Raw genomic sequence first — 21665 nt, 5'->3', positions numbered from 1 at the left:
GCCTCCCATTGCCGGTATTGCGGCAGCCTTGGTAGCTTTCCCGCTATGCGGGGCGCAAGCCTATTCTTTGCGTTATCGCGCTTTCGATGAGGCCCATTGCATCGTAGATCAGCACGGCCATCAGGCCGACGATGAGACCGCCTTGCAGGATGAAGGCTGTATTGTCGGAGATCAGGCCAGCGATGATGACCTCGCCAAGGCCCTTTGCCGCAACCGTCGAGCCGATCGTCGCCGTGCCGATATTGATGACCGTCGCGACCTTTAGACCCTCAAGGATGAGCGGAACCGCAAGCGGCAGCTCAACGCGCAAAAGCCGCTGTGTCGCATCCATCCCCATGCCGTCAGCGGCATCAAGAACGGACGGCGAAACCTGACGCAATCCGGAGACGGTATTCTCGAAGATCGGCAGCAGGCCATAGAGAAAGAGAGCGATCAGCGTCGGAGCGGCGCCGAAGCCTGTGGCCGGAACGGCAAGCGCCAGCACGGCGACCGGCGGGAAGGTTTGCCCGGCATTGGCGATCGCGCGTGAGAGCGGCAGGAAATCCTCGCCGCTTTTCCGCGTCACGAAGACGCCGGCCAGAACCGCCAGAATGGCACTGCCGACGATCGAGACGGCCACCAGTTGGAGGTGGCCGAAGGCAAGCGATGGCAGGCTGTTTTGCGTGTAGACCGGCGGCGCGTTGTTGCTGGTCAGTGGCACCAGTATGAAGGAAAGCCACTCGGTCCTGAAAAGCAGGATCAGGAGTAGCCCCAGCGCTGCGAAACGAAAGAGGTTGGCGACGACAAGCTTCATGCCTTGCGGCCCAGTTCGAGAAGTCGCGTCATGGAGATGGAGCCGACCGGAGCCCTGTCGGCATCTTGTACAGCTGCTTCCTCGACCCCTTGCCAGATCATTTCCGCGAGAGCGTCCCGAAGGCTGATCGATTGCGGCAGTGCGTAAGGCAGCCCTGTCTTGGCGGGCGCCATGCTTGCCTTGAGCGGCAGCAGCGACATCAGTTTCAAGGCCCTGTCGGAGGTACCGGTCAACTGTTGCACGAAGGGGTCGGCCGGTTCGGTCAGTATCTTTTCCGGCGTCGAGCATTGGAGCAACCTGCCCTCGCTCATGACGGCGATCTGGTTGCCGAGGTGGAAGGCCTCGTCCATGTCGTGGGTCACGAGAATGACGGTCGTGCCGAACTGCTTCTGGATCGCCAGAAGATCGTCCTGCGCCTTTCCGCGGATAACTGGATCGAGCGCACCAAAGGGCTCGTCCATCAGCAGTAGCTCTGGTTCGGCGGCGAGCGCGCGGGCTACACCGACGCGTTGCTGCTGACCGCCGGAAAGCTGATGGGGGTATTTTTCGGCAAAACTTGCCGGATCGAGATTGAAGAGACCGAGGAGCTCGTCGACGCGCCCGGCGGTGCGCGCTGCGTCCCAGCCCAGCAGTTCCGGTACGGTTGCGATATTCTGCGCCACGGTCCGGTGCGGAAAGAGCCCATGACCCTGGATTGCGTAGCCGATCTTGCGGCGGAGGTCTGTTGCCGGCACGTCCATGACATTCTGCCCGGCGACGAAGATCTGCCCTTCGGTGATCGGGACTAGCCGATTGATCATCCGCATCAGCGTCGATTTGCCCGAACCGGACGTGCCGACGATGACGGTGATCGAACCCTTCTCGACACTCATCGAGACACCATCGACGACGGTTGCAGCGCCATAGCGTTTGGTGACATTCCTGATCTCGATCATGGTCATGCGGCCGATCCCCGTATGCTGTCTATGACCGCATCGAGGATGACGGCCGATGAAAAGGCGAAGAAGACGGTCGGCACGGCACCGAGCATGACGAGATCCATGGCGGTCTGCCCGAGGCCCTGGAAAATGAAGATGCCGAACCCGCCGCCGCCGATGAGCGCTGCGATCGTCACGAGGCCGATCGCCTGTACGAGCACGATGCGGATGCCGGTGAGAATGACCGGAAAGGCAAGCGGCATATCGATGCCGGTCAGGATTTGCCGGCGCGTCAGTCCCATGCCGGCGGCTGCATCCCGCACTGAAGGATCAACGCCCTCAAGACCGACGACCGTATTGGCTACGATCGGCAGCAAGGAATAGAGCACGAGCGCGATCAGCGCCGGCGCCGTGCCAATCCCGCGGATGCCGAAGTCCGCTGCGAGCGGCACATGCGTTGCGATATAGCCGAGCGGCAGCATAAGGATGCCGAAGAGCGCAAGGCTCGGGATGGTCTGGATCAGGCTGAGGCCCTGCAGCACGGCGTCGCGCAGCTTCGGTACCCAGAAACAGAAGATGCCGAGCGGCAAGCCGACGACGATCGCGATCGCAAGCGAACCGAGGGCAAGCAGCGAATGGGCGACCGCCTCGGACCAGAATTGAGCAGACCGCGTCGCGAACTCCTTCATGATCGACAGGCTGTCGAGCAAGCCGGAAGAAAGGCAACCGGCCAAGAGCGCAGTGTAGCCGATCAGCGCGGCGACCCGCATCCACGGCGTCAGGCGGACCTTGACGAGCGCATCCGAAATGATGAGACCGACGACGGCAAACAGCACCCAGAAACCGCCTCCCGGCGTCATGCGCGCCGCATTGCTGTTGGGTGGAGTAAAGGCCGCGGCAACGAGACCGATCGCCGCGACAAGTGCTGCCAGGCCAAGCGTCGCTATCGCAAGCCGCAACGGGGCGCTCTTTGCAAAGAGCGTAGCAAATGCGGTGGCGACCAGCAGAATGGCTAGAATGATGATGGAAGGGTGGTCGAGAAGCTGCGTAAGCAGCATCGGCTTGCCGGAGGCAATGCGGTTTGCCTTCACATAGATGAAGGGCAAAAGGGCCGTGGCGATGATGCCGGCAGCCACGAGAACCACGCCGAGCCGATCCAATTTGCGGACCGCTAAGGTTTCTTCCATCGATCCATCCTGTCTGGAAAGCAGCCGCTCCGCCCTGCGATGAGGGCGGAGCGTAAGGAGATTACTTCAGGAAGCCCTTTTCCTTCAGAAAGGTTTCGGCAACAGACTTTGCCGGCTCGCCCTCGACCTGGATCCTGGCGTTCAGCTTTCGCAGTTCGTCGGCCGTCAGGCTCTTGAAGATCGGAGCGAGGATTTCCTCGATCTTCGGGTTCGCCTTCAGCACGTCCTCGCGGATGATCGGGGTCGGCGCGTAGACCTGCTGCACGCTCTTATCGTCTTCAAGGACGGTGAGTTCGGCCGCTTCGATTGCGCCGTCGGTGCCATAGACCATGGCGGTGTTGACGCCGTTCGTCTGGTCGGCGGCGGCCTTGATCGTCGCTGCCGTGTCGCCGCCGGAAAGGACGACCATCTGGTCGGGCTTGAGTTGGAAGCCGTAGGTGGTCTGGAAGGCGGGAAGCGCACCGGCCGAGTTCACGAACTCGGCCGAAGCTGCAAGCTTTGCATCGCCGCCACCGGCCACCCATTTGCCGAAATCGGACATGGTCTTGAGGTTGTTCGGACCGGCGACATCGTTGCGAATGCCGAGCGCCCAGGTGTTGTTGGCAGGCGAGGGAGCCAGCCAGACGATCTTGTTGGCATCGTAGTCGAGCTTCTTGGCCATATCGTAGCCCTGCTCGAGATTCTTCCAGGCTGCATCATCGGCCTTGTTGAAGAAGAAGCCGGCATTACCGGTATATTCCGGATAGATATCGATTTCGCCGGCCGTGATCGCCTTGCGCACGACCGGCGTCGCTCCCAGTGCGATGCGGTCCTGCGTCTTTATGCCGTTGGCTTCCAGCGCCAGCGCAATGACGTTGCCGAGCAGCGTGCCTTCCGTATCGATCTTCGACGAGACGACGACGTCGGCAGCATGGGCCGCACCCGCCGCAAAAGCGGAAAGTGAGACGGCAAGCGCGAGTTTCTTGAGCATGGAGTGTCCCCTTGGTTACACCGTTTGACCGTCGCGAGGGCTCGGCGGGAACCTTCGCGCATGAAATCCGCCGGCCAAAGCGCATAAGCGATCATGCCGGACATGCGAGCATCATGGAAATAGTGTGCGCTCTCGAAAAATCGATGCAACCCCTCTCCAGTATCTGCAGTCGCGGCGCGATTATGGCCGTGAAAGCATCACCGCGCGCGAAACTGCATTTCCTTTTGCAAGGCCGCGGCGGTTTGTTTTTGTCCCCTTGCGTGTTTCCGCAATCCTCCGGTGCTCTTTATCGGCTGTGCTGCCGCGCCCGGATTTGTTCTCGAAAAGACGATAGCCCGGCAATTCCGGAACAGGGATATCTTTTTTCGTGAACACATCATATCGTCCGGTTTTTCAGTCACTTCCGGAGAATGCCTTGCATCTCGGTGCCCTTTTTGTCGCCAGCCACGTTCTCTCCTCGGGTTCAGTTCGCGAAACCGCGCGGCGCTTCTCGCTCGCGGCCTCCACGGTATCGGCGGCGGTCAGCAATCTTGAGAGTGAGCTTGCGATCAAGTTGACCAAGCGCAGTTCCGGTGAACTCGTCAAACTGATCGCGAGCGGCAAGGTGCGTGACGCGCTGCAGCCCATCATGCACGCGGTCGAGCAGCTTTATGAACTCGCCGGCGAACGCGCCGAAACCTTCGAAAGCTGGGCATCGCGCATTCCGATCAAGCTCGTGACGATCGAGCGCTTTCTGGAGGTCGCGGATCAGGGCAGCATCAATCGTGCCGCCCGGCGTCTTCAGCTTGGCCAGCCGCAACTTTCATTGCAGATCGCCAACCTTGAGAAGTTCGTCGGTCATCAGCTTCTCGAACGTCAGGCGCAGGGCTCGACGCTGACCGAGAACGGAAGGCGGGTCTACGGCATCTTTTCGGCGGTGAGCCAGGCCTGGAATGATCTCAAATCAGCGGCCGACGAACGCTATCGGCGTGCGGCGCGTTCGCTGCGTATCGGATCGATCATTCCGACGGGTGCGGAAAGCTGGGTTGCGCGCTGCCTGGGCGCTGTGGTGGCCGATTGGAATGCGGGGCGCAGCAAGAATGCCATTTCGCTGATCTCCATGACTGCCGATGATCTGCGGGAAGCCCTGAGATCTGGCCGCATCGACGTGGCCATCCTGGATTCGGTGTTCGAGCTGGAAAGCTTCGGACATCGTGAACTCCTTCGCACCGATCTGGTCGCAATCGCGCCGCCGGGAAGTACGGGGCTGACTGTCGCCGATCTGGTGGCCGAGCATCCCATCTGCACGCCGAGCGAGCGAACCGGCCTGGGCGATGCCGCAACCGCACTGAGCCGCGAGCGGACCGTAAGCCGCCGCTTTCGCAACCAGGATATCATGGCGGCGGATTCACTGCCGGTGATCGTCGATCTCGTCGCGAACCACGGCTATGTCTCTTTCCTCGGACGCGTCAGCGCGTTGCCGATCGCCGATCGCGTCCGTATTGTCGAACTCGCAGAACACATCCCGATTTCCTATCATGTCGCCTTCAATCATCGGAAAGCATCGGCGGATGCCTGCGCCATGATTTCTGCAGCCGTGCACAAGATCATCTCGGAGCCTGTCGCAAAAACCGCTGCTGTCGCCTAAAGAGGCTGTCGGCGGATGAAGGAGATTAGAAGATGCCGGCTTTGCTGGAAGTGTGCGTGGACAGCCCGAAAGGCCTTGCTGCCGCAATCGAAGGCGGCGCGGGCCGTGTCGAACTTTGCTCGGCGCTCGAACTGGGCGGCCTGACGCCGGTCGCAGGTCTCATGAAAGCCGCAGCCTCAGCGCCGATCCCAGTCTACGCGATGATCCGTCCGCATTCCGGGCCTTTCATCTTCGATGCAGCGGACGAGGATGTAATGCTGGCGGATATCGATGCCGTCCGCGCTTTCGGCCTCGCCGGCATTGTCATCGGCGCCAACCGACCCGACGGAACGCTGGACATGCCGCTCATCCACCGCTTGAAAAAGCATGCTGCCGGTCTGGGCTCTACGCTGCATCGCGCCTTCGACCTCGTGCCGGATGCCGATGTTGCGTTGGAGCAGGCCGTCGAGCTTGGCTGCGAACGCATCCTCACCTCCGGCTGCACACCGAAAGCGATGGACGGCCTCGAAACGCTGAAGCATATCTCCGCAAAGGCCGCCGGCCGGATATCGGTCATGCCGGGCAGCGGCGTGCGCCCCGGCAATGTTGCGGAAATTCTGCGCGCAACGGGCGCCCGCGAGATCCATGGCTCCTGCAGTTCGCCGGCAGCAAGCGTGGATCCGCGTGCCGTTTATTTCGGCTTCGAGACACCGGCTTCCAATCAAACCGATGTCGCGGTCGTCCGGCAGATGCGCCAGGCGATCGACGCGGCTTAAGCGGCCACTTTGATGACGGCCTTGATGAGGCCGGTCTTTTCATGCGTCCAGCGGGGGAGGTCGCGCGGCGCGTCGGCAAGGGTCGTGCGGTGCGTGATCAGCTTGTCGACCGGTACCAGACCTTTGGCGATCGAATCCGCGACATGCTCGAAGTCGGCGCGCGTCGCATTGCGGCTGCCGATGACCATCATTTCGCGCTTGTGGAATTCCGGGTCGGAAAAGCGGATGTCGTCCTTCACGACGCTAACCAGCACCAGCGCGCCGCCATGCGCCACGAAACTGAAAGCCTTCTCCATCGAAGGACCGTAGCCCGTCGCGTCGAACACGGCATCGAAGCCGTCGCCGTCCGTCTTCGCCTTCACGGCTTCCGCCGTTTCGTCATTGGCGACAATGCCGGAGACGAAGCCGAATCGCTCCGAAGCCATCTGCAACCGTTCGGCACTGGTGTCGAGCAGCGTTACGTCATGTCCGGCAATCCGTGAGAAGATTGCAGCCCCAAGCCCGATCGGACCTGCGCCGATGACCAGCGAGCGCGAGGCTGCGGGCGCCATCGAACGCCGGACGGCGTGTGCGCCGATCGCCAGGAACTCGACGGTTGCTGCCGCCTCGAGGCTCAAGCCTTTCGCGGCATAGAGATTGCCGGCCGGAACGGTGATCTCTTCGCAGAACGCTCCATCGGTGTGGACGCCGAGCACCTTGATACTCGTGCAGCAGTTCGGTTTGTCTTGCCGGCAGGCAATGCAGTTGCCGCAGGAAAGGTAAGGATTGACGATCACCGGCGTTCGGGCAGTCATCGTGACACCGTCACCCGCCTCGAGCACGGTTGCCGAGATTTCGTGGCCCATGACGCGCGGATATTCGAGGAAGGGGTGTTTGCCTTCGAAGATGTGATAGTCCGTGCCGCAAATGCCGACGTGGCTGACGGCAAGCCGTACCCAGCCGGGGGCAGGCGTTCCGGGGGAGGGGTGCTCGACCATTTCGAGCACGCCGGGCTTCTGGCAAAGCACTGCTTTCATGATGTGTCTCGCATTCAGAACATGAAGAAGCCGGTCCTGGACCGGCTTCACGATGTTTCTTCGATCTCACTGGCTCCGGCGGCGGCGCAACTGATCGAAATAGACGATCACGATGATCAGCAGACCGGTGATGATACGCTGCCAGAAGGAGTTGACGTTCAGGAGGTTCGCGCCGTTGTTGATCGTGGCCAGGATGAAGGCGCCGATCAACGGACCATGAACCGAGCCGATCGCACCGAAAAGGCTGGTCCCGCCGATAACGGAAGAGGCGATCGCCTGCAGTTCCCACCCGTCGGCCTGGGTCGCGTTGCCGATCGCGATGCGCGAGGCAAGCAGCACGCCGACGAAGGCGGCGAAGGTCGCCGAGAGAATATAGGCGAGATAGATCATGCCGTCGACGCGCACGCCCGAAAGGCGGGCAGCTTCGCGGTTGGAGCCGACCGCGAAAAGATAGCGACCCCAGCGGCTCAGATGCAGGAAGACGAAGGACGGAACCGCAACGAGTATGACCATCCAGAAGAGGCTCGGCACGCCGAGAAAGTTGGCGCGGGCGAAGTTCGTGAAGGGCTCGTTGACGATATTGATCGTCGATCCGTTGGTGATGAGCAATCCGATACCGCGCAACGAGGTCAGCGTCGCCAAGGTGATGATGAACGGCGGCAGACCCATCTTGACGATGCCGAAGCCGTGAAAGGCTCCGATCCCGACCCCGATCAGCAGCGTTATGACGACGGATGCCCACACCGGGACCCCTGCCTGCAGAAGCCACGCGAGGATGACACCGGCAAAGCCGACGATGGCGCCGACGGATAGGTCGATGCCGGCCGTAATGATAACGAAGGTCTGGCCGAGCGCCAGGATTGCCGTCATCGCGCCCTGCCGCAGCAGGTTCGAAATATTGAGCGGCGTCCAGAAGCTGACGGTGACGATGCCGAGGAGGATCCAGAGGAAGAGAAGCAGCCCGATCAGGGTCAAGCTAAATAGGATGTTCACTTTTCGGCGCGGCGGCGGGGCGACGATTTCCGTGGGGGTTACAGTCATTGGTTTTTCTCTCTCCCTCTTATTCTTTTACTCAGACGCCGATCGCTTCGCCGAGCACTTCTTCATGCGTCGCGGCGTGGTAGTCGTGGCTTGCGACCAATTGGCCGCGGCGGAAAACGTGCAGCCGGTCAGCAAGCTCGTAGACTTCCGGCAGGTAGGACGAGATCAGGATGATGCCTGCGCCTTCCTTCAGAAGCTTGGCAAACAGCCGGTAGATTTCCGCCTTTGTGCCGACATCGACACCAACCGTTGGCTCGTCGAAGATGAACAGGCGTGCGCCGTGGCTGAGCCATTTGCCGATGACGACCTTTTGCTGGTTGCCGCCGGACATGCTGGACGCGAGCACACGGCGGCTCGGTGTCTTGATTGAAAGATTGCGAATCTGCCGGTCGGAATTCTCCGATTCCTCGCTGTGGCTGATGACCGGGCCTTTGCTCAGCCTCTTGAAGACCGGCAAGTTAATGTTGAGACTGATAGACAGGTTGAGGCAGAGCCCCTGATCGCGGCGGCTCTCGGGCGCAAGCGCGATCCCGAGTTCCATCGCCGTGCGTTCGTTCTTGATATCGACCTGCTTGCCCATCCAGCGGATTTCGCCGGCCGTCGTCTTTTCGCGGCCGTAGAGGCCGAGTGCGAATTCGCTGCGTCCTGCCCCGATCAGGCCGTAAAGCCCGACGATCTGGCCGGCCTTCACGGTCAGCGATACGTCCTCGAAACCAGGCCCCGAAAGCCCGCGTACATCAAGGATCGTTTCGCCGATCGGAATTTCTTCCTTGTGATAGATCTGTTCGATCGAGCGGTTGATCATCAGTGCAATCAGTTCCGCCTCGTTCGTCTCGCCTATCGCGCGCGTGCCGACATGGGTGCCGTCGCGCAGCACCGATACGCGGTCGGCAAGCTCGAAAACTTCTTCCATGCGGTGGCTGATGTAGACGATTGTCACGCCTTCGCCCTGCAGGCGACGGATGAGCTTGAAGAGTTGTGCAGATTCCTGTCGGGTAAGATAAGCCGTCGGCTCGTCGAAGATGAGGAACTGCGTACCGCGCATAGCTGCGCGTGCCGTTGCAACGAGCTGCTGCTGGCCGATGGTGAGCGCACTCAGCAGGACATTTGCGGGCAGGCCGAAGCCGAGATCGTCGAGGACGGCCTGTGCCATCTTGACCATCTGCTTCTTTCGCATGAGGCCGTACTGGTTGACTTCGTCGCCGAGAAAGAGATTGGCCGCAACCGTCAAGTGCGGGCAGAGCACCACCTCCTGGTGGACGGCGTTGATGCCGCGCGCGATCGCCTCGTTCGGCGTCGCAAGTGCAACGGGATGGCCGCACCAGAAAATTTCCCCGGCGGTTCGGCTGATCACACCGGTCAACAGCTTGATGAGGGTTGATTTGCCCGCACCGTTTTCGCCGACAATCGCATGAATTTCGCCGGCCAGAAACGTCATCGTCGCGGGCTTTAGCGCTTGGACATAGCCATAATTCTTCTGTAACGCCCTGAGCTCGAGGATCGGTGAGCCTGCAGGAATGCGGTTTGCCTCTTTCAGTGTCGCGCTGTCGTCGTGGCGATGACTGACCTCTTCCAGGCTCATGGACGTCTCCTCCTCACGAATTGCTGTCTCCTCCACCAGCGATCCGCACCCCTCGGGAAAACGATAACACAGGTGAAGAAAAGGCTGCGCGGAATTTCTCGCGCGCAGCCTTGGCTCGTGTTTACTGGATCTTCGGATTGATCAGCGCATCGATCTTCGGATCGTTCATGTTCGTCTTGGTGACGAGGTTCGCGCCGGTATCGACGTTTTCTTCGACCTTCTCGCCCTTCGAAACCGCAAGCGCGGTCTTTATGCCGTCATAGCCCATGCGATAGGGGTCCTGTACGACGAGGGCGGCCAGCGCGCCTTCCTTCAGGAAGCCGACGGTCTTCTCGTCGCTGTCGAAGGCGACGACCTTGATCTTGTCGCCGAGCTTGTTTTCAGCGATCGCCTGGCCAACACCCTGCCCCAGGATCAGGTTGGAAGCAAAGACCCCGACGAGGTTCGGGTTGGCGGTGATCAGGTCGGTCATCATGTTGAGACCGGTCGTTGCCTGGCCATCACCGTATTTGTCGGCAATGACCTTCAGGCCGGGATACTTGGTCTTCACTTGATCCAGGAAACCTTCGCGGCGCTGCTCGAGCGAGCCGACGCCCGGAAGATTGGTGAGGATTACCACTTCGCCCTCTTCCTTGCCCGTCATTTCCTTGATGGCTGCAGCCAGACCGTCAGCTGCGATACGGCCGCCCTGAACGTTGTCCGTCGTCAGGAACGACTTGAATGCCTTGGAATCGGCGGCAGAGTCGATACCGATGATCGGAACCGATTTGGCGGCTTCGTCGATCGGCTTGCCGAGCGCCTTGAACTCGGTCGGCGAAATGACGACGGCGGCGGGTTTGCCAGCGACGGCGTTTTCAAGAATGCTGATCTGGCCATTGATGTCGGATTCGGCCTGCGCGCCGAGTTCCGGGACGTTGACGCCGAGATCCTTGCCGGCCTTGCGGGCGCCGGCGAGCACGATCTGCCAGTAGAAGGACGTCGTATCCTTGACGATGATCGGGATCGTCACGTCGGCTGCGAAGGATGGGACCGGCATTGCAGTTGCGATGACGGCGGCGCCCGCGAGAGCCGTGAAGGCTCGACGAGACAGAATGGATTTCATGCGCATGTGGGTTCTCCTCTCAGGTGCGTTCTCCTCCAAGAAACCAGACCGCTGAACGCAGGCGGACGATTTTTATCTATAAAAAACAGATGCCGAAGGAAGTTAGCCGAGGCCTTTTCAAATTGCAAGGGGCTAGAGGCCGGCTGCGGCTGTTTCGACTATACTCTCAAGCTCCTGTTTTTAAATAAATTAAACTGCATTCTAAAATAAATCTCAGCCGCGATAGACTTCATGCGGATGCACGACGCCTTTCTTCAGAATAAGATTTCCATACAGCCGGAATTCGGTCGTCGCGACGATATAGGCGGCCTTCCTGGCATGCTCGTAGAATGCGAAGCGTTCAAGCGGTGCGATCCGGAAATCGCCAGCCCGCCTGTTCACAATCTCCTGGAATTCGACGCATACCTCCGGCATGGCGCCGGGATCACCGACGACCTCCATGCGCCATGCCGTTTCCGGAACGAACGTGTCCAGCGGCATATGCGTCAGGATCGCTTCGGCCATCTCGGTCGCCGTTACGCCATCGGCACGAATGACATCCGGTCCCATGGTGCTCGAGGGAAAGTTGGCGTCCGCGATGACAATGTCGTCGCCGTGTCCCATGCACGCTATGGCGCGCAGAAGATCCGGGCTGAGAACGGGATGAATTCCTTTGAGCATCGTCTGGTCCTTAAACGCGCACCGCATCTTCGCCGAGCGGCGGCGCGACGAGTGTCAGGTGGTCGAATTCAGGGAAGATCGTGTCGGGTAGCGCGGGCTCGAGGAGCTCCATGTTGCGCTTGAGGCTGGATGCCTTTGCCGTACCGATCAGCACGGAAGAAACGGCTGGCTCGCGGAGCGGGAATTGCAGCGCCGGGGCCGCGAGCACAACGCCGTGGCGTTTGGCGATGTCTTCCATCGCGCCCACCTTGGCAAGCACGTGCGGTGTCGCGGGCATGTAGTCGAAATGCGAGCCCGGCACCGGACCAGTCGCAAGGATGCCGGAATTGAAGACGCCACCGACAACCAGAGACGTGCCTTTCTTGCGACAGAGCGGCAGGAGCTCCGCCACGGCGGAGCGATCGAGCAAGGTATAGCGCCCGGCCATCAGGATGGCGTCGATGTCGGCGTTGCGCATGACATCGAGACAGACAGGAACCTCGTTGACGCCCAGGCCGAAAGCCTTGATCGCGCCCGATGACTTCAGCTCTTCCAGCGCCTTGATGCCGGAATTGAGAAAATTTTTCAGGTGGACGGCATTCTTCGCCGCACCGTGCGTGTAGCTGCCGATGTCGTGGACATAGAGAATGTCGACGCGATTGAGCCCCAGCCGCGCATAGCTGAAATCGACCGATCGCATGATGCCGTCATAGGAATAGTCGTAATCGGCATCGAAGGAGAACGGATCGACATAGCTATAGTCGGGCACCGTTCCAGTCGGCACGGGCCGCAAAAGCCGGCCAACCTTGGTCGAAAGCACGTATTCGCTCTCGGGCTTTGCCCTCAGGAAATCGCCCACGTGGCGCTCGGCAAGGCCGAGGCCATACCAGGGGGCCACGTCGAAATAGCGGATGCCGCTCGCCCAAGCAGCTTCCAGCGTTTCCATTGCCTGTTCGCGCGGGCAGGCACGGTACAGGCCACCCAGAGCCGCGGCACCGAAGCTGATTTCGGTGACCTTGAGTTCCGTCTTGCCGATTTTCCTCGTCTTCATCTTCCCTCCCCGTGAAAAGCCGATCTCCGTTAGAGCGTTGCTCCCAGATGCCACGGTACGAATTCGTTGTCGCCGTAGCCGAACTCCTCGCTTTTCGTCTTCTTACCGGAAGCCGTATCGATGATCAGGTTGAAAATTTCGCGCCCCTTGCCGCTGATCGTCGCATCGCCGGTGGCGATCGTGCCGCAATCGATATCCATGTCCTCTTCCATCGAAGCATAGAGCGCCGAATTGCTGGAGAGCTTGATCGAGGGTGCGGGACGACAGCCGAAACAGCTGCCGCGGCCGGTTGTGAAGGCGATCATGTTTGCGCCGCCTGCAACCTGCCCCGTTGCGGAAACCGGGTCGTATCCGGGCGTATCCATGAAAACGAGTCCCGGTGCAGTCACGCGTTCGGCATAGCTGTAGACCGCCGTCAGCGGGGACCGGCCACCCTTGGCGACTGCACCGAGCGATTTTTCAAGAATGGTTGTCAATCCGCCGCGCTTGTTGCCGGGCGAGGGGTTGTTGTCGAGCGAGGCACCATGCAGCCCGACATATTTTTCCCACCAGGCGATCTTGTCGTCGAGCTTCCGGGCCACGTCTTCGTTGATCGCGCGGCTGCGCAGCAGATGCTCAGCGCCGTAGATTTCCGAGGTTTCGGAAAGGATCGCGGTCCCGCCGGCTGCGGCCAGAAGATCGGCTGCGACGCCGAGCGCCGGATTGGCGGTAATACCCGAAAAGCCATCCGACCCACCGCATTGCAGGCCGATGATGATCTCGCTGATGGGGATCGGCGTGCGCCGCTCCCCACCGACATCGGCGGCGATTTCCCGGAGCATCCCCATTGCGCGTTCGACGGCCCGCCGCGAGCCGCCGGCATCCTGAATGTTGAAGTGCCGCTTGGCATTGCCGGCACCGCTTTGGCCGTAGAGCGTCAGCTGGTTTACTTCGCAGCCAAGGCCGATCATCAGCACGCCACCGAAATTGACATGGCGCGTGTAGCCCGCAAGCGTGCGGTGAAGGACCGATATGCCATCACCCGTCGAGCTCATGCCGCAGCCCTGGTCGTGCACGATCGGCACGAAGCCGTCGATGCCCTCGTAATACGGCAGGATGGTGCGATTGGCCTCGTCTGCAATCGCACGGCAGACGGTGGTGGAACAGTTCACGCTAGCGATGATGCCGATATAGTTGCGCGTCGCCGCCCGGCCATCGGCGCGGCGGTAACCCATGAAGGTTCTCGCGCGGTCTTCCGCGGTCGCCGCCTCCGGCGCGGAATTCGCAGTTGCCGCCAGCCGATCGTTCTCGAAATGCAGGTTATGGCTGTGGATATGATCGCCGGCCTTCACCTCGGCCGTCGTTCGACCGATCGCCTGGCCATATTTCACCACCGGCGTGCCGAGCGGGATGTCGGCGATCGCAACCTTGTGGCCGGGTTCGATTTTCTGCCGGGTCTCGATACCTGCGACGGTCGCTCCGGCTTCGATCGCTGCCGTTGCGACGGCGACGTTATCTCCAGCAGAAAGGATGAGCCAAGGCAGTTTGTCCAATTGTCTTCTCCCTGAGGAATGCGCCCGCTGCATCGGCAAAATGCGCATTGATTTTGTTTTTTATCTACAATAAACATTTTCAAGTCAACGGGAATATTGTTCCTGTGGTCAAGGGAGGCAAACAGCCGCAGATGGCCAGGAAATAGGATAAAGGTCGCAGTCGAACAGCTCCTACGCGCTTCAGACTTTGCAGGTTGCGAAGTATAAAAGGCACGAGGAAAGAGCGGGGTAACATGGCAAGGCAGAATACGGTCTTCAAGGAAGCCTATAACAGGTATGCTGCTGCTCTGCGCCCGGATGCCGCCTTGCCTTCCGAACCCGAAATCGCCGCGCAGCTCGGCATCAGCCGCAGCACGACCCGCGCGATTTTGACCCGCCTGAACGACGAAGGCATCATCCGGTGGAACAAGCGCCAGAAGATCGTGCTGCGCGTTCCCACCGAGAAAGACCTCTTTCCGTCCGAAGAGACGGATTCGCTGCACGACATCATCGAGCGCAGCTTCATGCAGCGCATTCTGTCGGACGATGCCGCGCCCGGCATGCAGATCAACGAGCTGGAACTGGCTCGTGAGATCGGCACCGGTACGACCAGCGTTCGCGAATTTCTCATCCGTTTCTCGCGCTTCGGCCTCATTGAAAAGCGGCCGAACAGCCACTGGATCCTGAAAGGCTTCACCCGCGAATTTGCACTGGAACTGGCGGATGTCCGCGAAATGTTCGAGCTCCATTCGGCCACCGAATTCGGCAAGCTGCCGCCCGAAAGCGAAGCCTGGGCGGCGCTGGCCGATATCAAGGCCGAGCATCATGCGATGCTCAACGATTTCGATGCGCGCTACAAGGAATTCTCAGCCCTTGACGAGCGCTTCCATCTCTTGATCCACGGCGCCGCGAAAAACCGGTTCATCGCGGACTTCTACGATGCGATCGCGATCATCTTCCACTATCACTACCAGTGGAACAAGGCGTTCGCCCGCCAGCGCAACGGACGCGCCATTCACGAACATCTCGACTATATCGCGGCACTGGAATCACGCGATCAGGCGGCAATCGACTTCTCGTGCCGCCTGCATCTGCGTTCTGCACGCCAGACCCTTCTTCAGTCGCTGCCGCAGAATCCTGCCGGGCCGTCTCCAGCTTAGGCAAGCGCAGTCGGCGCGTGGATCTAATGGGCGGTATAGGCCCCGTCCACGAGATGGTAGCTTCCAGTGATAAAGCTTGCTTGTTCGGACAGAAGGAAGCACACGAGGGCTGCGACTTCCTCCGGCCTGCCGCGCCTGCCCATCGGCTGAAGCGCTTCCATGCGCCGGCTTCCCGCTATTGCAAGATGCTCGGTCAGAAGCGGTGTTTCGATCCAGCCGGGGCCGACGGCATTGATGCGGATGCCCAGTCTCGCATATTCGATTGCGGCAACCTTGGTCAGGCCGACAACCCCGTGTTTGGCGGCCGTATAGGCTGCTGTAAATGGCAATCCAACGGAACCGAGGGCGGAAGACATGTTGACGATGGCCCCTCCGCCGCGTTGCAGCATGGCGGCAATCTCATGCTTCATGCAGTAGAAGACGCCGTTCAGGTTGACGTTCATCAGGTTGTGCCAATTGTCGAGCGGGTAGTCTGCCGTCGCCTTTCGGGGGCCGTCTATGCCTGCATTGTTAACCGCCAGATGCAGCCCGCCGCATGTCTCGACAGTGTAGCCGATCAGCTTTTCCACAGCCCCGGCATCCGTGACATCGACCGCAAAGTCCCGCGCCCGCCCACCCTTTGAACAGATCTCCGCGGCAAGGTTGCGTGCGGCGTCAGCATCGAGATCGGCAATGACAACCTCTGCTCCCTCGTCAGCGAGCTGCCGGCAAATGGCTGCGCCTATACCGGACCCTCCGCCGGTTACGAGCGCGACTTTCCCCGTGAAGTCAGGCTTCGTCATCAAGTCCCTCCTCATTATCCCTGCCACTAGTCGAGCAGAGGCATGCCATTGATGCAAGACCTTTCATAACCGCAAGCAACGCGGCCGCTCGTTCTGCGAGCCCTTCACCCTTCATGCTCCCGGTTGGGGCAGCGCCCTCGGCCCTCAAAGGACGTCAGCGCAGGTTCAAGGCGAACGAGAGCGTTTGCACCTTTCACCTTTGACGCGAGGCTTGGCCGGTTGGCGCCGGGATGTTAAGACGAAGAATAGGGTCGATCGATTGCTTAGCAGGTAGAGATGGAAAAAAAACACGTTGCGCGCCGGGGGCTCCTGCTGGGCAGTCTGGCGTTGATGGTATCTGGATGTGCTTCAACGACGGGATGGCAGGTGGGGTCGATGTTTTCGTCGACACCGCGAATCAGCTCTCGCTACCGGCGGCGGCGCGTGCCATATGACGGAAGCGAGCCGCCTGGAACGATCGTGGTCGACACCTACGAGCGTTACCTTTATCTGGTCGAAGGCGGCGGCGAGGCCCTGCGCTATGGCGTTGCAGTCGGCGAGGAGGGGCTGACGCTCAAGGGAAGGGCGACCATCGGGCGGAAGGCGGAATGGCCCTCGTGGATGCCCACAGCCAGCATGATACGGCGCAAGCCGCACCTGGCGCAGTATGCAGGCGGTGTTTCGGGCGGACCCCACAATCCGCTTGGCGCCGCTGCCCTTTATCTCTACAGGGGCGGACAGGACACCCTGTTCCGGCTGCATGGAACGAACGAGCCCTGGTTGATAGGGCAAGCGGTTTCCAATGGATGCATTCGATTGACCAATGAGGACATCGTCGACCTCTACAGCAGGGCTCCGGTGGGAACGCCAGTATTGGTCATATGATGCTTACATTTTGTAACGATAACGCCACGGTCTGTTAGGCATTATGAGGCACCCGGGGCCGCGTAGGGGCAAGGTGTGTCCTTTCTGCACTTGGCTTAGGCGTATTTTGCGGCTATTAGTAGAAGCGTTGCCTTCGATAACCTATTCCGTGCTAAGGAGAGGACTACTGATGAGCAGAATTCTGATCATGTGCCTAGTTGCGTTGTTTTCCGTTGCAAGCCTGAGCGCTTGCGGGACGATCGGTAAGGGCAAGGGGAAGGCCCCACCGCCCGTAGCGGAAACGGCACCGGCACCAGTATATAAGTAGTAACTAACTGTTGCTGAATGGGAGGGGGCATTCGTGGCCCTTCCCGACATCGTGCAGTCCGGGCTGGACCTGCCTTGCAGCTTGCAGCGCAAAGATTGGCGTCAAGCGGGGCATGTGTGGATGCTCGCTCGATACCGGGAGATGAAGTGTAGCGATGACGCTTGCAAAGGGCCGTCTATCACTTGTAATTCTATTCGCTCTCGCGCTCACATCATGCCAGACAGAAGACAAGCCACCGCAGCCGCGATTCGTTTCGGATGCACGAGGGGGGTCTGTTGGCGAATCATCCCAAAAAAGAGATGGCCAGTACTTTGTCGAATTCCGCTCGCGCTACGCGCTGAGCTACGGCCATACCTACGTGATTTTCGGGCGGTTGAACAAAGCTGGCGGGATGGTCAATCCGGAGGTCGCGGGGCTTGCTCCGGCGACCAATGATACAGGCCCCTATGTTCTCGGCCACTTCGTGCCCGTCCCGGCCGAAACCGGGGCCAGTGACGGCGACTTGGAGGAGGCCTACAGGTCGGCAAGCTGGCGCGTCCTTCTCACTCCATCGGAATACGATGATACCGTCGCCTTCATACGCAAGCTGAAGGCCAAATCCAAGTTTTGGCAGGCTTCGGTTTATAACTGTAACGCTTTCGTAGCAGAAATCGCTCGCGCGATGGGCTACAAGGCGCCCAGCATCTGGCTCCGCCCGCAACAATTCGTGACGCAGCTTCGAGAAATGAACACCTAAATGCGAGGCGGGCAAGCTGCTATACCGCTTCTCCATCCAGTCGGTTGCAGGACGCAGAAGGGCTCTGGAGACTTAAATTGAGCATAGCTGTTGTCGGCAAGGTCCTATGGGTGCTCGGCGTCGTTGCCTGGTATATCATCCGCTATCCGTTCGAGCGCCGCGCCAAGCGCGTGCGTGTCGTCAGTCACCGCCGTTCTCGTATCGAGACGATCGGGCTTGCGTCGGCGCTGCTCGGTCTTGCGATCGTGCCGGGGTTCTATGTCGCCACCGGCCTGCCGCAAGCAGCCGATTATCCGGCCCGCGCTTGGGCGGTGGCCGTCGGGGTGGTGCTCTTTGCCGCCGCCATGTGGGTCTTTCGCAGAACCCACAAGGAACTCGGCCGCAACTGGTCCATCACGTTGGAGATTCGCGACCAGCATCAGCTGATTTGCAGCGGTCCCTACGCTTTCGTCCGCCATCCCATGTACACGTCTTTCCTGCTGATGGGTCTCGGCCAGGCCTTTCTGCTGTCGAATTGGGTCGTGGGGCTTGCTGGTCTGATCGGCTTCGCAATCCTCTTTTTTCTACGGGTGGACAAGGAAGAGCGTATGATGCTGGAGATTTTCGGCGCGCAATATCGCGCCTATATGGATAGGACCAAGCGAATTATTCCCTATCTTTATTAGAGGAGGCATGATGCGAGGCCGGACCATCAAGCTTTCGGCGGCACGGCGCCTTGTCGGGGATCTGATGCGGTTCTCGATCGGAGTGCCGCGGGTCACTGTGCAGCGGCAGATGAACCTCGGCCCGCTCCAGAAGGCCAGAATGGCGCAGCCAAGCAGGCCCTCCTGGACCGTACTCTTCTTGAAGGGATACGCGCTTCTCTCCCAGGAGACACCGGACCTAAGGCGCGCTTACATCAAGTTCCCGAGAGCTCAGCTCTATGAATATCCGGAAAGCGTGGCCTCGATTGCCCACGAGCGCGAATATGGCGGCGAGCGGGTCGTCTTGCTGAGCTCGATCAAGGCCCCCGAGCGGCGACCGATCGCCGAACTCGAGGCCTTGATCCAGGCGGCGCGCTCGCGCCCGGTCCTGGAAATCAAGGAGTTCCGGCGTGCATTGAAGTTTGCCCGTGGGCCGGCGCCTTTGAGGTGGCTGTTGATGTGGCTCGGGCTGAATATCGGGCGGCAGCGTGCCCGCCGGTTCGGCACTTTCCAGCTGTCGGTCTATTCCGGCCTGGGGGCAGAGTCACTCAACCCCCTTTCGCCTTTGACCACGCTCTTCAATTACGGCCCGATCTCGGCAGATGGATCGGTCACGGTCCGGATCCACTACGATCACAGGGTCATGGACGGCGCCAATGTCGCACGGGCGCTGGAGCGGTTCGAAAAGATATTGAACGGCGAAGTCGCCAGCGAAGTAAAGAGCATCGCCCCGCAGGGTGCTGCCGCTCTCGATACGGCGGCTTCAGGGACGGCAATATGATCATGCAGAGTGAGTTTCGTCCGGCGGCTGTCGTGGTCGGTGCGTCGCGCGGCATCGGCAGGGCAATTGCCAAGGTTGTCGCCCGGGAGCATGGGGCCGTCGTTGTGCTCGTTGCGCGCTCGCCTGAAGGTCTGGCTGCTGCTGCGGCCGACGTGCGGGCGGCCGGCGGCGAGGCATTCACGCTGGAATTGGATCTCCTTGTGGCCGATGCCTCGGCGCACCTGCAGGACTTCCTGTCTGCAAACGGGTTGTTTTGCGATGTTCTGGTCAACAGCGCCGGATACGGACTGCGCGGTGCGGCGACGCTCCTTCCGGTCGAAGATCAGCTTGGCATCATCGATCTCAACATACGAGCCCTCAGCGACCTGACCCTTCGCTTCCTGCCGGGAATGGCAGCGCGCGGGCGTGGCGGCGTGCTCAATCTCGGTTCCATAGCCGGATTCACGCCCGGGCCGAATATGGCCCTGTATTATGCGAGCAAAGCTTTTGTACGCTTCTTTTCGGAAGCGCTTCATCAGGAATTGCGCCGCACGGGCGTGACCGTCACATGCGTTGCGCCGGGACCGGTGTCGACCGAGTTCCTCGAAAAATCCGGCGCCGGCCGGGCACAGCTTTTCAAGATATTGCCGAAGCTCGATTCGGACTATGTGGCAGAACGCGCCTGGCGCGGCTTCAAGTCCGGCCGCCGCCTGGTCGTCCCCGGCATCTCGGCCAAGCTTGTCGCCCTTGCCGCGGCCTTCCTGCCCTCCGCAGCCACGCTTCCCCTGATCGGGCGTCTGCAGCGCCGCAGCAGCGATCCATGCCCCTGCGGCTCCGGCAAGACCTTCAAGGAATGCTGCCGCATTGGCCATCGGGGGATTGCTGCCGGAGACAGTTGATTGGCGTGGCAGCGTCAGGAGGCACGCTTGCGGATTTCCGGAGATATCAGGGGGCGAGTTTATCAACAAAATCAATCAGAAAGGAATGGTGTCGCTTTACGTGACTCGAACAGGTGACCCCATCATTACGAACACATTTACGCTACGGGGGGCCGCAACGCACGGGAGCGGACATGCCTGAGAGCGCGTCTGCCTCCGGATGAACCGTCGCGACAAGTTCAGACCGCCGCCAAGAAAGTTGCAATATCCGACCGGCTCGACAGCCTTAACTTTTGAAACGGATGTTCCTCGAAAAACCGTTCATGGGCGTCGGCCAGTCGCATTTGCCATTGCTCAACCTCTCATGAAGAGGTCAAGCGTACAATGTAATGAACTTTCCAGATGACTAGGATTTTAGCGATAAATCTGGCTTAGTCGCTGCTAACAGTAGGAATGGTGGTCGTCTAAGTGTTTCCTCCAACGAAGGGCGCTCTTTCAGGAACTCCGCTAACGGCTTTGGCTCTCCGATATGGTCAAGCCGGAAGCCTGCCGCTATCAGGGTGTTGACATAGGTTTCGACCGTGCGATGAAATTTCGTAACACCGTCGACGAACCACGAGGTACGACGCTCGCCCTCACGCTGATATTGGTCGAGCGGCCAATGAAGGGGTGCGCCATCGGGGCCCAGTACCCATCCGACAGGATGGGCCGTGCAGGCGGGATGCTCCACCGAAAATATGAACTTCCCCCCGGATGTGAGGCCCGCGAACATGCGCTTGGTTACCGCCGCGTAGTCATTAATATAATGCAGGGCTAACGAGGAAACGCACAAATCAAAGCTCTCTGGCTTAGGTGAGAAATCTTCGATTGAGCTATGCAGATAGACGATATTGTCATCAGCCGTGAGTCGCGCCGCTTCCGCAATCATGTTCTCGGACACGTCTAGTGCGGTGACGGACTGTGCGCCATGACCGCGTGCGTAGCGCGCGAAATCTCCGAAACCGCAGCCAAGGTCCAGAACGCGTCGTCCCGACAAGTCTGGCAGTAAAACGCATGAAGCGCGGGGACTTCCAGAGCTCCGTTCAGGCCGGTGTCGTTCTGGCGCAGATTCTTGTAACCCTCGAAAAATACAGGATCGTCATAGACGTTCTGCGGCATGCGATTGTGACCGGTGTTCATCTGAAGTCCTTTTTCGTGAAGGAGCCGCAAAAATCCCGCAGACCGTCCTAAAGCTCAAGCCGGATATTCCCGCATAGTATTGTGTTTCAAAAAAGCCAATTTTTGGAACAGAATTGTCGCGGACC

Annotated in this window: 24 protein-coding genes; 10 read left to right on the top strand and 14 right to left on the bottom strand. The window is 60.1% G+C overall.

Annotation, left to right across the window (positions count from 1 at the left end):
- Positions 1–43: 43 nt before the first annotated feature.
- The 4 genes from ACZ9DP_RS33000 to osmF all read right to left on the bottom strand — a co-directional run bounded on the left by ACZ9DP_RS33000 (position 44) and on the right by osmF (position 3867).
- Positions 44–793, bottom strand: coding sequence for an ABC transporter permease (locus ACZ9DP_RS33000; RefSeq protein WP_476204816.1), 750 nt, complete (start codon positions 791–793; stop codon positions 44–46).
- On the bottom strand, positions 790–1734 hold the full coding sequence (locus ACZ9DP_RS32995; protein WP_022713563.1) for an ABC transporter ATP-binding protein: 945 nt from the start codon (positions 1732–1734) through the stop codon (positions 790–792). The genes ACZ9DP_RS33000 and ACZ9DP_RS32995 overlap by 4 nt, the downstream gene beginning before the upstream one ends.
- Positions 1731–2897, bottom strand: coding sequence for an ABC transporter permease (locus ACZ9DP_RS32990; protein WP_476204814.1), 1167 nt, complete (start codon positions 2895–2897; stop codon positions 1731–1733). The genes ACZ9DP_RS32995 and ACZ9DP_RS32990 overlap by 4 nt, the downstream gene beginning before the upstream one ends.
- Positions 2898–2958: 61 nt before the next feature.
- Complete coding sequence (osmF, locus tag ACZ9DP_RS32985) at positions 2959–3867, bottom strand: glycine betaine ABC transporter substrate-binding protein OsmF (RefSeq protein WP_239595719.1); 909 nt, start codon at positions 3865–3867, stop codon at positions 2959–2961.
- Between the two features lie 11 nt (positions 3868–3878).
- On the opposite strand from osmF, the gene ACZ9DP_RS32980 reads away from it, so the two are divergent.
- The 3 genes from ACZ9DP_RS32980 to ACZ9DP_RS32970 are packed head-to-tail and all read left to right on the top strand — an operon-like array spanning position 3879 to position 6249.
- Complete coding sequence (locus ACZ9DP_RS32980) at positions 3879–4238, top strand: hypothetical protein (protein WP_476204812.1); 360 nt, start codon at positions 3879–3881, stop codon at positions 4236–4238.
- 44 nt (positions 4239–4282) lie between these two features.
- On the top strand, positions 4283–5494 hold the full coding sequence (locus tag ACZ9DP_RS32975) for a LysR family transcriptional regulator (protein WP_476204810.1): 1212 nt from the start codon (positions 4283–4285) through the stop codon (positions 5492–5494).
- Between the two features lie 32 nt (positions 5495–5526).
- Complete coding sequence (locus ACZ9DP_RS32970; RefSeq protein ID WP_476204808.1) at positions 5527–6249, top strand: copper homeostasis protein CutC; 723 nt, start codon at positions 5527–5529, stop codon at positions 6247–6249.
- On the opposite strand, the gene ACZ9DP_RS32965 is transcribed toward ACZ9DP_RS32970, so the two are convergent.
- From ACZ9DP_RS32965 to ACZ9DP_RS32935, 7 genes are all read right to left on the bottom strand, one after another.
- Positions 6246–7265 (bottom strand): zinc-binding alcohol dehydrogenase family protein, encoded by a 1020-nt coding sequence (locus tag ACZ9DP_RS32965; RefSeq protein ID WP_476204806.1) that lies wholly within the window; start codon positions 7263–7265, stop codon positions 6246–6248. The genes ACZ9DP_RS32970 and ACZ9DP_RS32965 overlap by 4 nt on opposite strands.
- Positions 7266–7331: 66 nt before the next feature.
- Positions 7332–8306, bottom strand: a complete 975-nt coding sequence (locus ACZ9DP_RS32960; protein WP_074066529.1) for an ABC transporter permease — start codon at positions 8304–8306, stop codon at positions 7332–7334.
- 31 nt (positions 8307–8337) lie between these two features.
- Positions 8338–9888, bottom strand: a complete 1551-nt coding sequence (locus ACZ9DP_RS32955) for a sugar ABC transporter ATP-binding protein (protein WP_476204804.1) — start codon at positions 9886–9888, stop codon at positions 8338–8340.
- Between the two features lie 121 nt (positions 9889–10009).
- The gene (locus ACZ9DP_RS32950) at positions 10010–10996 is read right to left on the bottom strand and encodes a substrate-binding domain-containing protein (protein WP_476204803.1); all 987 of its coding nucleotides are present in this window, start codon (positions 10994–10996) and stop codon (positions 10010–10012) included.
- 207 nt (positions 10997–11203) lie between these two features.
- Positions 11204–11650, bottom strand: a complete 447-nt coding sequence (locus tag ACZ9DP_RS32945; RefSeq protein WP_476204802.1) for an RbsD/FucU family protein — start codon at positions 11648–11650, stop codon at positions 11204–11206.
- Between the two features lie 10 nt (positions 11651–11660).
- Positions 11661–12680, bottom strand: a complete 1020-nt coding sequence (locus ACZ9DP_RS32940) for an aldo/keto reductase (RefSeq protein WP_476204801.1) — start codon at positions 12678–12680, stop codon at positions 11661–11663.
- A 29-nt stretch (positions 12681–12709) separates the two neighbouring features.
- Entirely contained in the window at positions 12710–14212 is a 1503-nt protein-coding gene (locus ACZ9DP_RS32935; protein WP_476204800.1) for a UxaA family hydrolase, read from the bottom strand.
- A 233-nt stretch (positions 14213–14445) separates the two neighbouring features.
- On the opposite strand from ACZ9DP_RS32935, the gene ACZ9DP_RS32930 reads away from it, so the two are divergent.
- Positions 14446–15351 (top strand): GntR family transcriptional regulator, encoded by a 906-nt coding sequence (locus tag ACZ9DP_RS32930; RefSeq protein WP_476204799.1) that lies wholly within the window; start codon positions 14446–14448, stop codon positions 15349–15351.
- Between the two features lie 23 nt (positions 15352–15374).
- Here ACZ9DP_RS32930 and ACZ9DP_RS32925 read toward each other — a convergent pair whose 3' ends face one another.
- Positions 15375–16133 carry an SDR family NAD(P)-dependent oxidoreductase gene (locus tag ACZ9DP_RS32925; protein ID WP_476204798.1) on the bottom strand — a complete coding sequence of 253 codons (759 nt, stop codon included), beginning with the start codon at positions 16131–16133 and terminating at the stop codon, positions 15375–15377.
- 276 nt (positions 16134–16409) lie between these two features.
- Here ACZ9DP_RS32925 and ACZ9DP_RS32920 point away from each other — a divergent pair, with 276 nt between their 5' ends.
- The 6 genes from ACZ9DP_RS32920 (at position 16410) to ACZ9DP_RS32895 (ending at position 20382) form a co-directional block, all read left to right on the top strand.
- The gene (locus tag ACZ9DP_RS32920) at positions 16410–16997 is read left to right on the top strand and encodes a L,D-transpeptidase (protein WP_194728839.1); all 588 of its coding nucleotides are present in this window, start codon (positions 16410–16412) and stop codon (positions 16995–16997) included.
- 169 nt (positions 16998–17166) lie between these two features.
- Positions 17167–17304: an ABC transporter gene (locus ACZ9DP_RS32915; RefSeq protein WP_074066537.1), complete on the top strand. Its 138-nt coding sequence runs from the start codon at positions 17167–17169 to the stop codon at positions 17302–17304.
- Between the two features lie 154 nt (positions 17305–17458).
- The gene (locus ACZ9DP_RS32910) at positions 17459–18040 is read left to right on the top strand and encodes a hypothetical protein (RefSeq protein WP_476204797.1); all 582 of its coding nucleotides are present in this window, start codon (positions 17459–17461) and stop codon (positions 18038–18040) included.
- A 77-nt stretch (positions 18041–18117) separates the two neighbouring features.
- A complete protein-coding gene (locus tag ACZ9DP_RS32905) occupies positions 18118–18705 on the top strand; it encodes a protein-S-isoprenylcysteine O-methyltransferase (RefSeq protein ID WP_476204796.1) in 588 nt (195 codons plus the stop codon).
- A gap of 10 nt (positions 18706–18715) precedes the next feature.
- A complete protein-coding gene (locus ACZ9DP_RS32900) occupies positions 18716–19504 on the top strand; it encodes a hypothetical protein (RefSeq protein ID WP_476204795.1) in 789 nt (262 codons plus the stop codon).
- Complete coding sequence (locus ACZ9DP_RS32895; protein ID WP_194728842.1) at positions 19501–20382, top strand: SDR family NAD(P)-dependent oxidoreductase; 882 nt, start codon at positions 19501–19503, stop codon at positions 20380–20382. Before ACZ9DP_RS32900 ends, ACZ9DP_RS32895 begins: the two co-directional genes overlap by 4 nt.
- Before the next feature lie 385 nt (positions 20383–20767).
- On the opposite strand, the gene ACZ9DP_RS32890 is transcribed toward ACZ9DP_RS32895, so the two are convergent.
- Positions 20768–21397 (bottom strand): class I SAM-dependent methyltransferase, encoded by a 630-nt coding sequence (locus tag ACZ9DP_RS32890; RefSeq protein WP_476204794.1) that lies wholly within the window; start codon positions 21395–21397, stop codon positions 20768–20770.
- Entirely contained in the window at positions 21304–21540 is a 237-nt protein-coding gene (locus tag ACZ9DP_RS32885; RefSeq protein WP_476205546.1) for a hypothetical protein, read from the bottom strand. The genes ACZ9DP_RS32890 and ACZ9DP_RS32885 overlap by 94 nt, the downstream gene beginning before the upstream one ends.
- Positions 21541–21665: the final 125 nt, after the last annotated feature.

Source organism: Rhizobium sp. USDA 4016, from assembly GCF_056279705.1.
Note: the sequence above shows the minus strand (reverse complement) of the source record. Positions and strands in the feature narration are given on the sequence as shown.

What these genes read in the sequence shown, in the direction of transcription:
- ACZ9DP_RS33000 (WP_476204816.1), bottom strand. Translation starts at nt 793, where the DNA reads ATGAAGCTTGTCGTCGCCAACCTCTTTCGTTTCGCAGCGCTGGGGCTA.
- ACZ9DP_RS32995 (WP_022713563.1), bottom strand. Translation starts at nt 1,734, where the DNA reads ATGACCATGATCGAGATCAGGAATGTCACCAAACGCTATGGCGCTGCA.
- ACZ9DP_RS32990 (WP_476204814.1), bottom strand. Translation starts at nt 2,897, where the DNA reads ATGGAAGAAACCTTAGCGGTCCGCAAATTGGATCGGCTCGGCGTGGTT.
- osmF (WP_239595719.1), bottom strand. Translation starts at nt 3,867, where the DNA reads ATGCTCAAGAAACTCGCGCTTGCCGTCTCACTTTCCGCTTTTGCGGCG.
- ACZ9DP_RS32970 (WP_476204808.1), top strand. Translation starts at nt 5,527, where the DNA reads ATGCCGGCTTTGCTGGAAGTGTGCGTGGACAGCCCGAAAGGCCTTGCT.
- ACZ9DP_RS32965 (WP_476204806.1), bottom strand. Translation starts at nt 7,265, where the DNA reads ATGAAAGCAGTGCTTTGCCAGAAGCCCGGCGTGCTCGAAATGGTCGAG.
- ACZ9DP_RS32960 (WP_074066529.1), bottom strand. Translation starts at nt 8,306, where the DNA reads ATGACTGTAACCCCCACGGAAATCGTCGCCCCGCCGCCGCGCCGAAAA.
- ACZ9DP_RS32955 (WP_476204804.1), bottom strand. Translation starts at nt 9,888, where the DNA reads ATGAGCCTGGAAGAGGTCAGTCATCGCCACGACGACAGCGCGACACTG.
- ACZ9DP_RS32950 (WP_476204803.1), bottom strand. Translation starts at nt 10,996, where the DNA reads ATGCGCATGAAATCCATTCTGTCTCGTCGAGCCTTCACGGCTCTCGCG.
- ACZ9DP_RS32945 (WP_476204802.1), bottom strand. Translation starts at nt 11,650, where the DNA reads ATGCTCAAAGGAATTCATCCCGTTCTCAGCCCGGATCTTCTGCGCGCC.
- ACZ9DP_RS32940 (WP_476204801.1), bottom strand. Translation starts at nt 12,680, where the DNA reads ATGAAGACGAGGAAAATCGGCAAGACGGAACTCAAGGTCACCGAAATC.
- ACZ9DP_RS32930 (WP_476204799.1), top strand. Translation starts at nt 14,446, where the DNA reads ATGGCAAGGCAGAATACGGTCTTCAAGGAAGCCTATAACAGGTATGCT.
- ACZ9DP_RS32925 (WP_476204798.1), bottom strand. Translation starts at nt 16,133, where the DNA reads ATGACGAAGCCTGACTTCACGGGGAAAGTCGCGCTCGTAACCGGCGGA.
- ACZ9DP_RS32920 (WP_194728839.1), top strand. Translation starts at nt 16,410, where the DNA reads ATGGAAAAAAAACACGTTGCGCGCCGGGGGCTCCTGCTGGGCAGTCTG.
- ACZ9DP_RS32915 (WP_074066537.1), top strand. Translation starts at nt 17,167, where the DNA reads ATGAGCAGAATTCTGATCATGTGCCTAGTTGCGTTGTTTTCCGTTGCA.
- ACZ9DP_RS32910 (WP_476204797.1), top strand. Translation starts at nt 17,459, where the DNA reads ATGACGCTTGCAAAGGGCCGTCTATCACTTGTAATTCTATTCGCTCTC.
- ACZ9DP_RS32900 (WP_476204795.1), top strand. Translation starts at nt 18,716, where the DNA reads ATGCGAGGCCGGACCATCAAGCTTTCGGCGGCACGGCGCCTTGTCGGG.
- ACZ9DP_RS32895 (WP_194728842.1), top strand. Translation starts at nt 19,501, where the DNA reads ATGATCATGCAGAGTGAGTTTCGTCCGGCGGCTGTCGTGGTCGGTGCG.
- ACZ9DP_RS32885 (WP_476205546.1), bottom strand. Translation starts at nt 21,540, where the DNA reads ATGAACACCGGTCACAATCGCATGCCGCAGAACGTCTATGACGATCCT.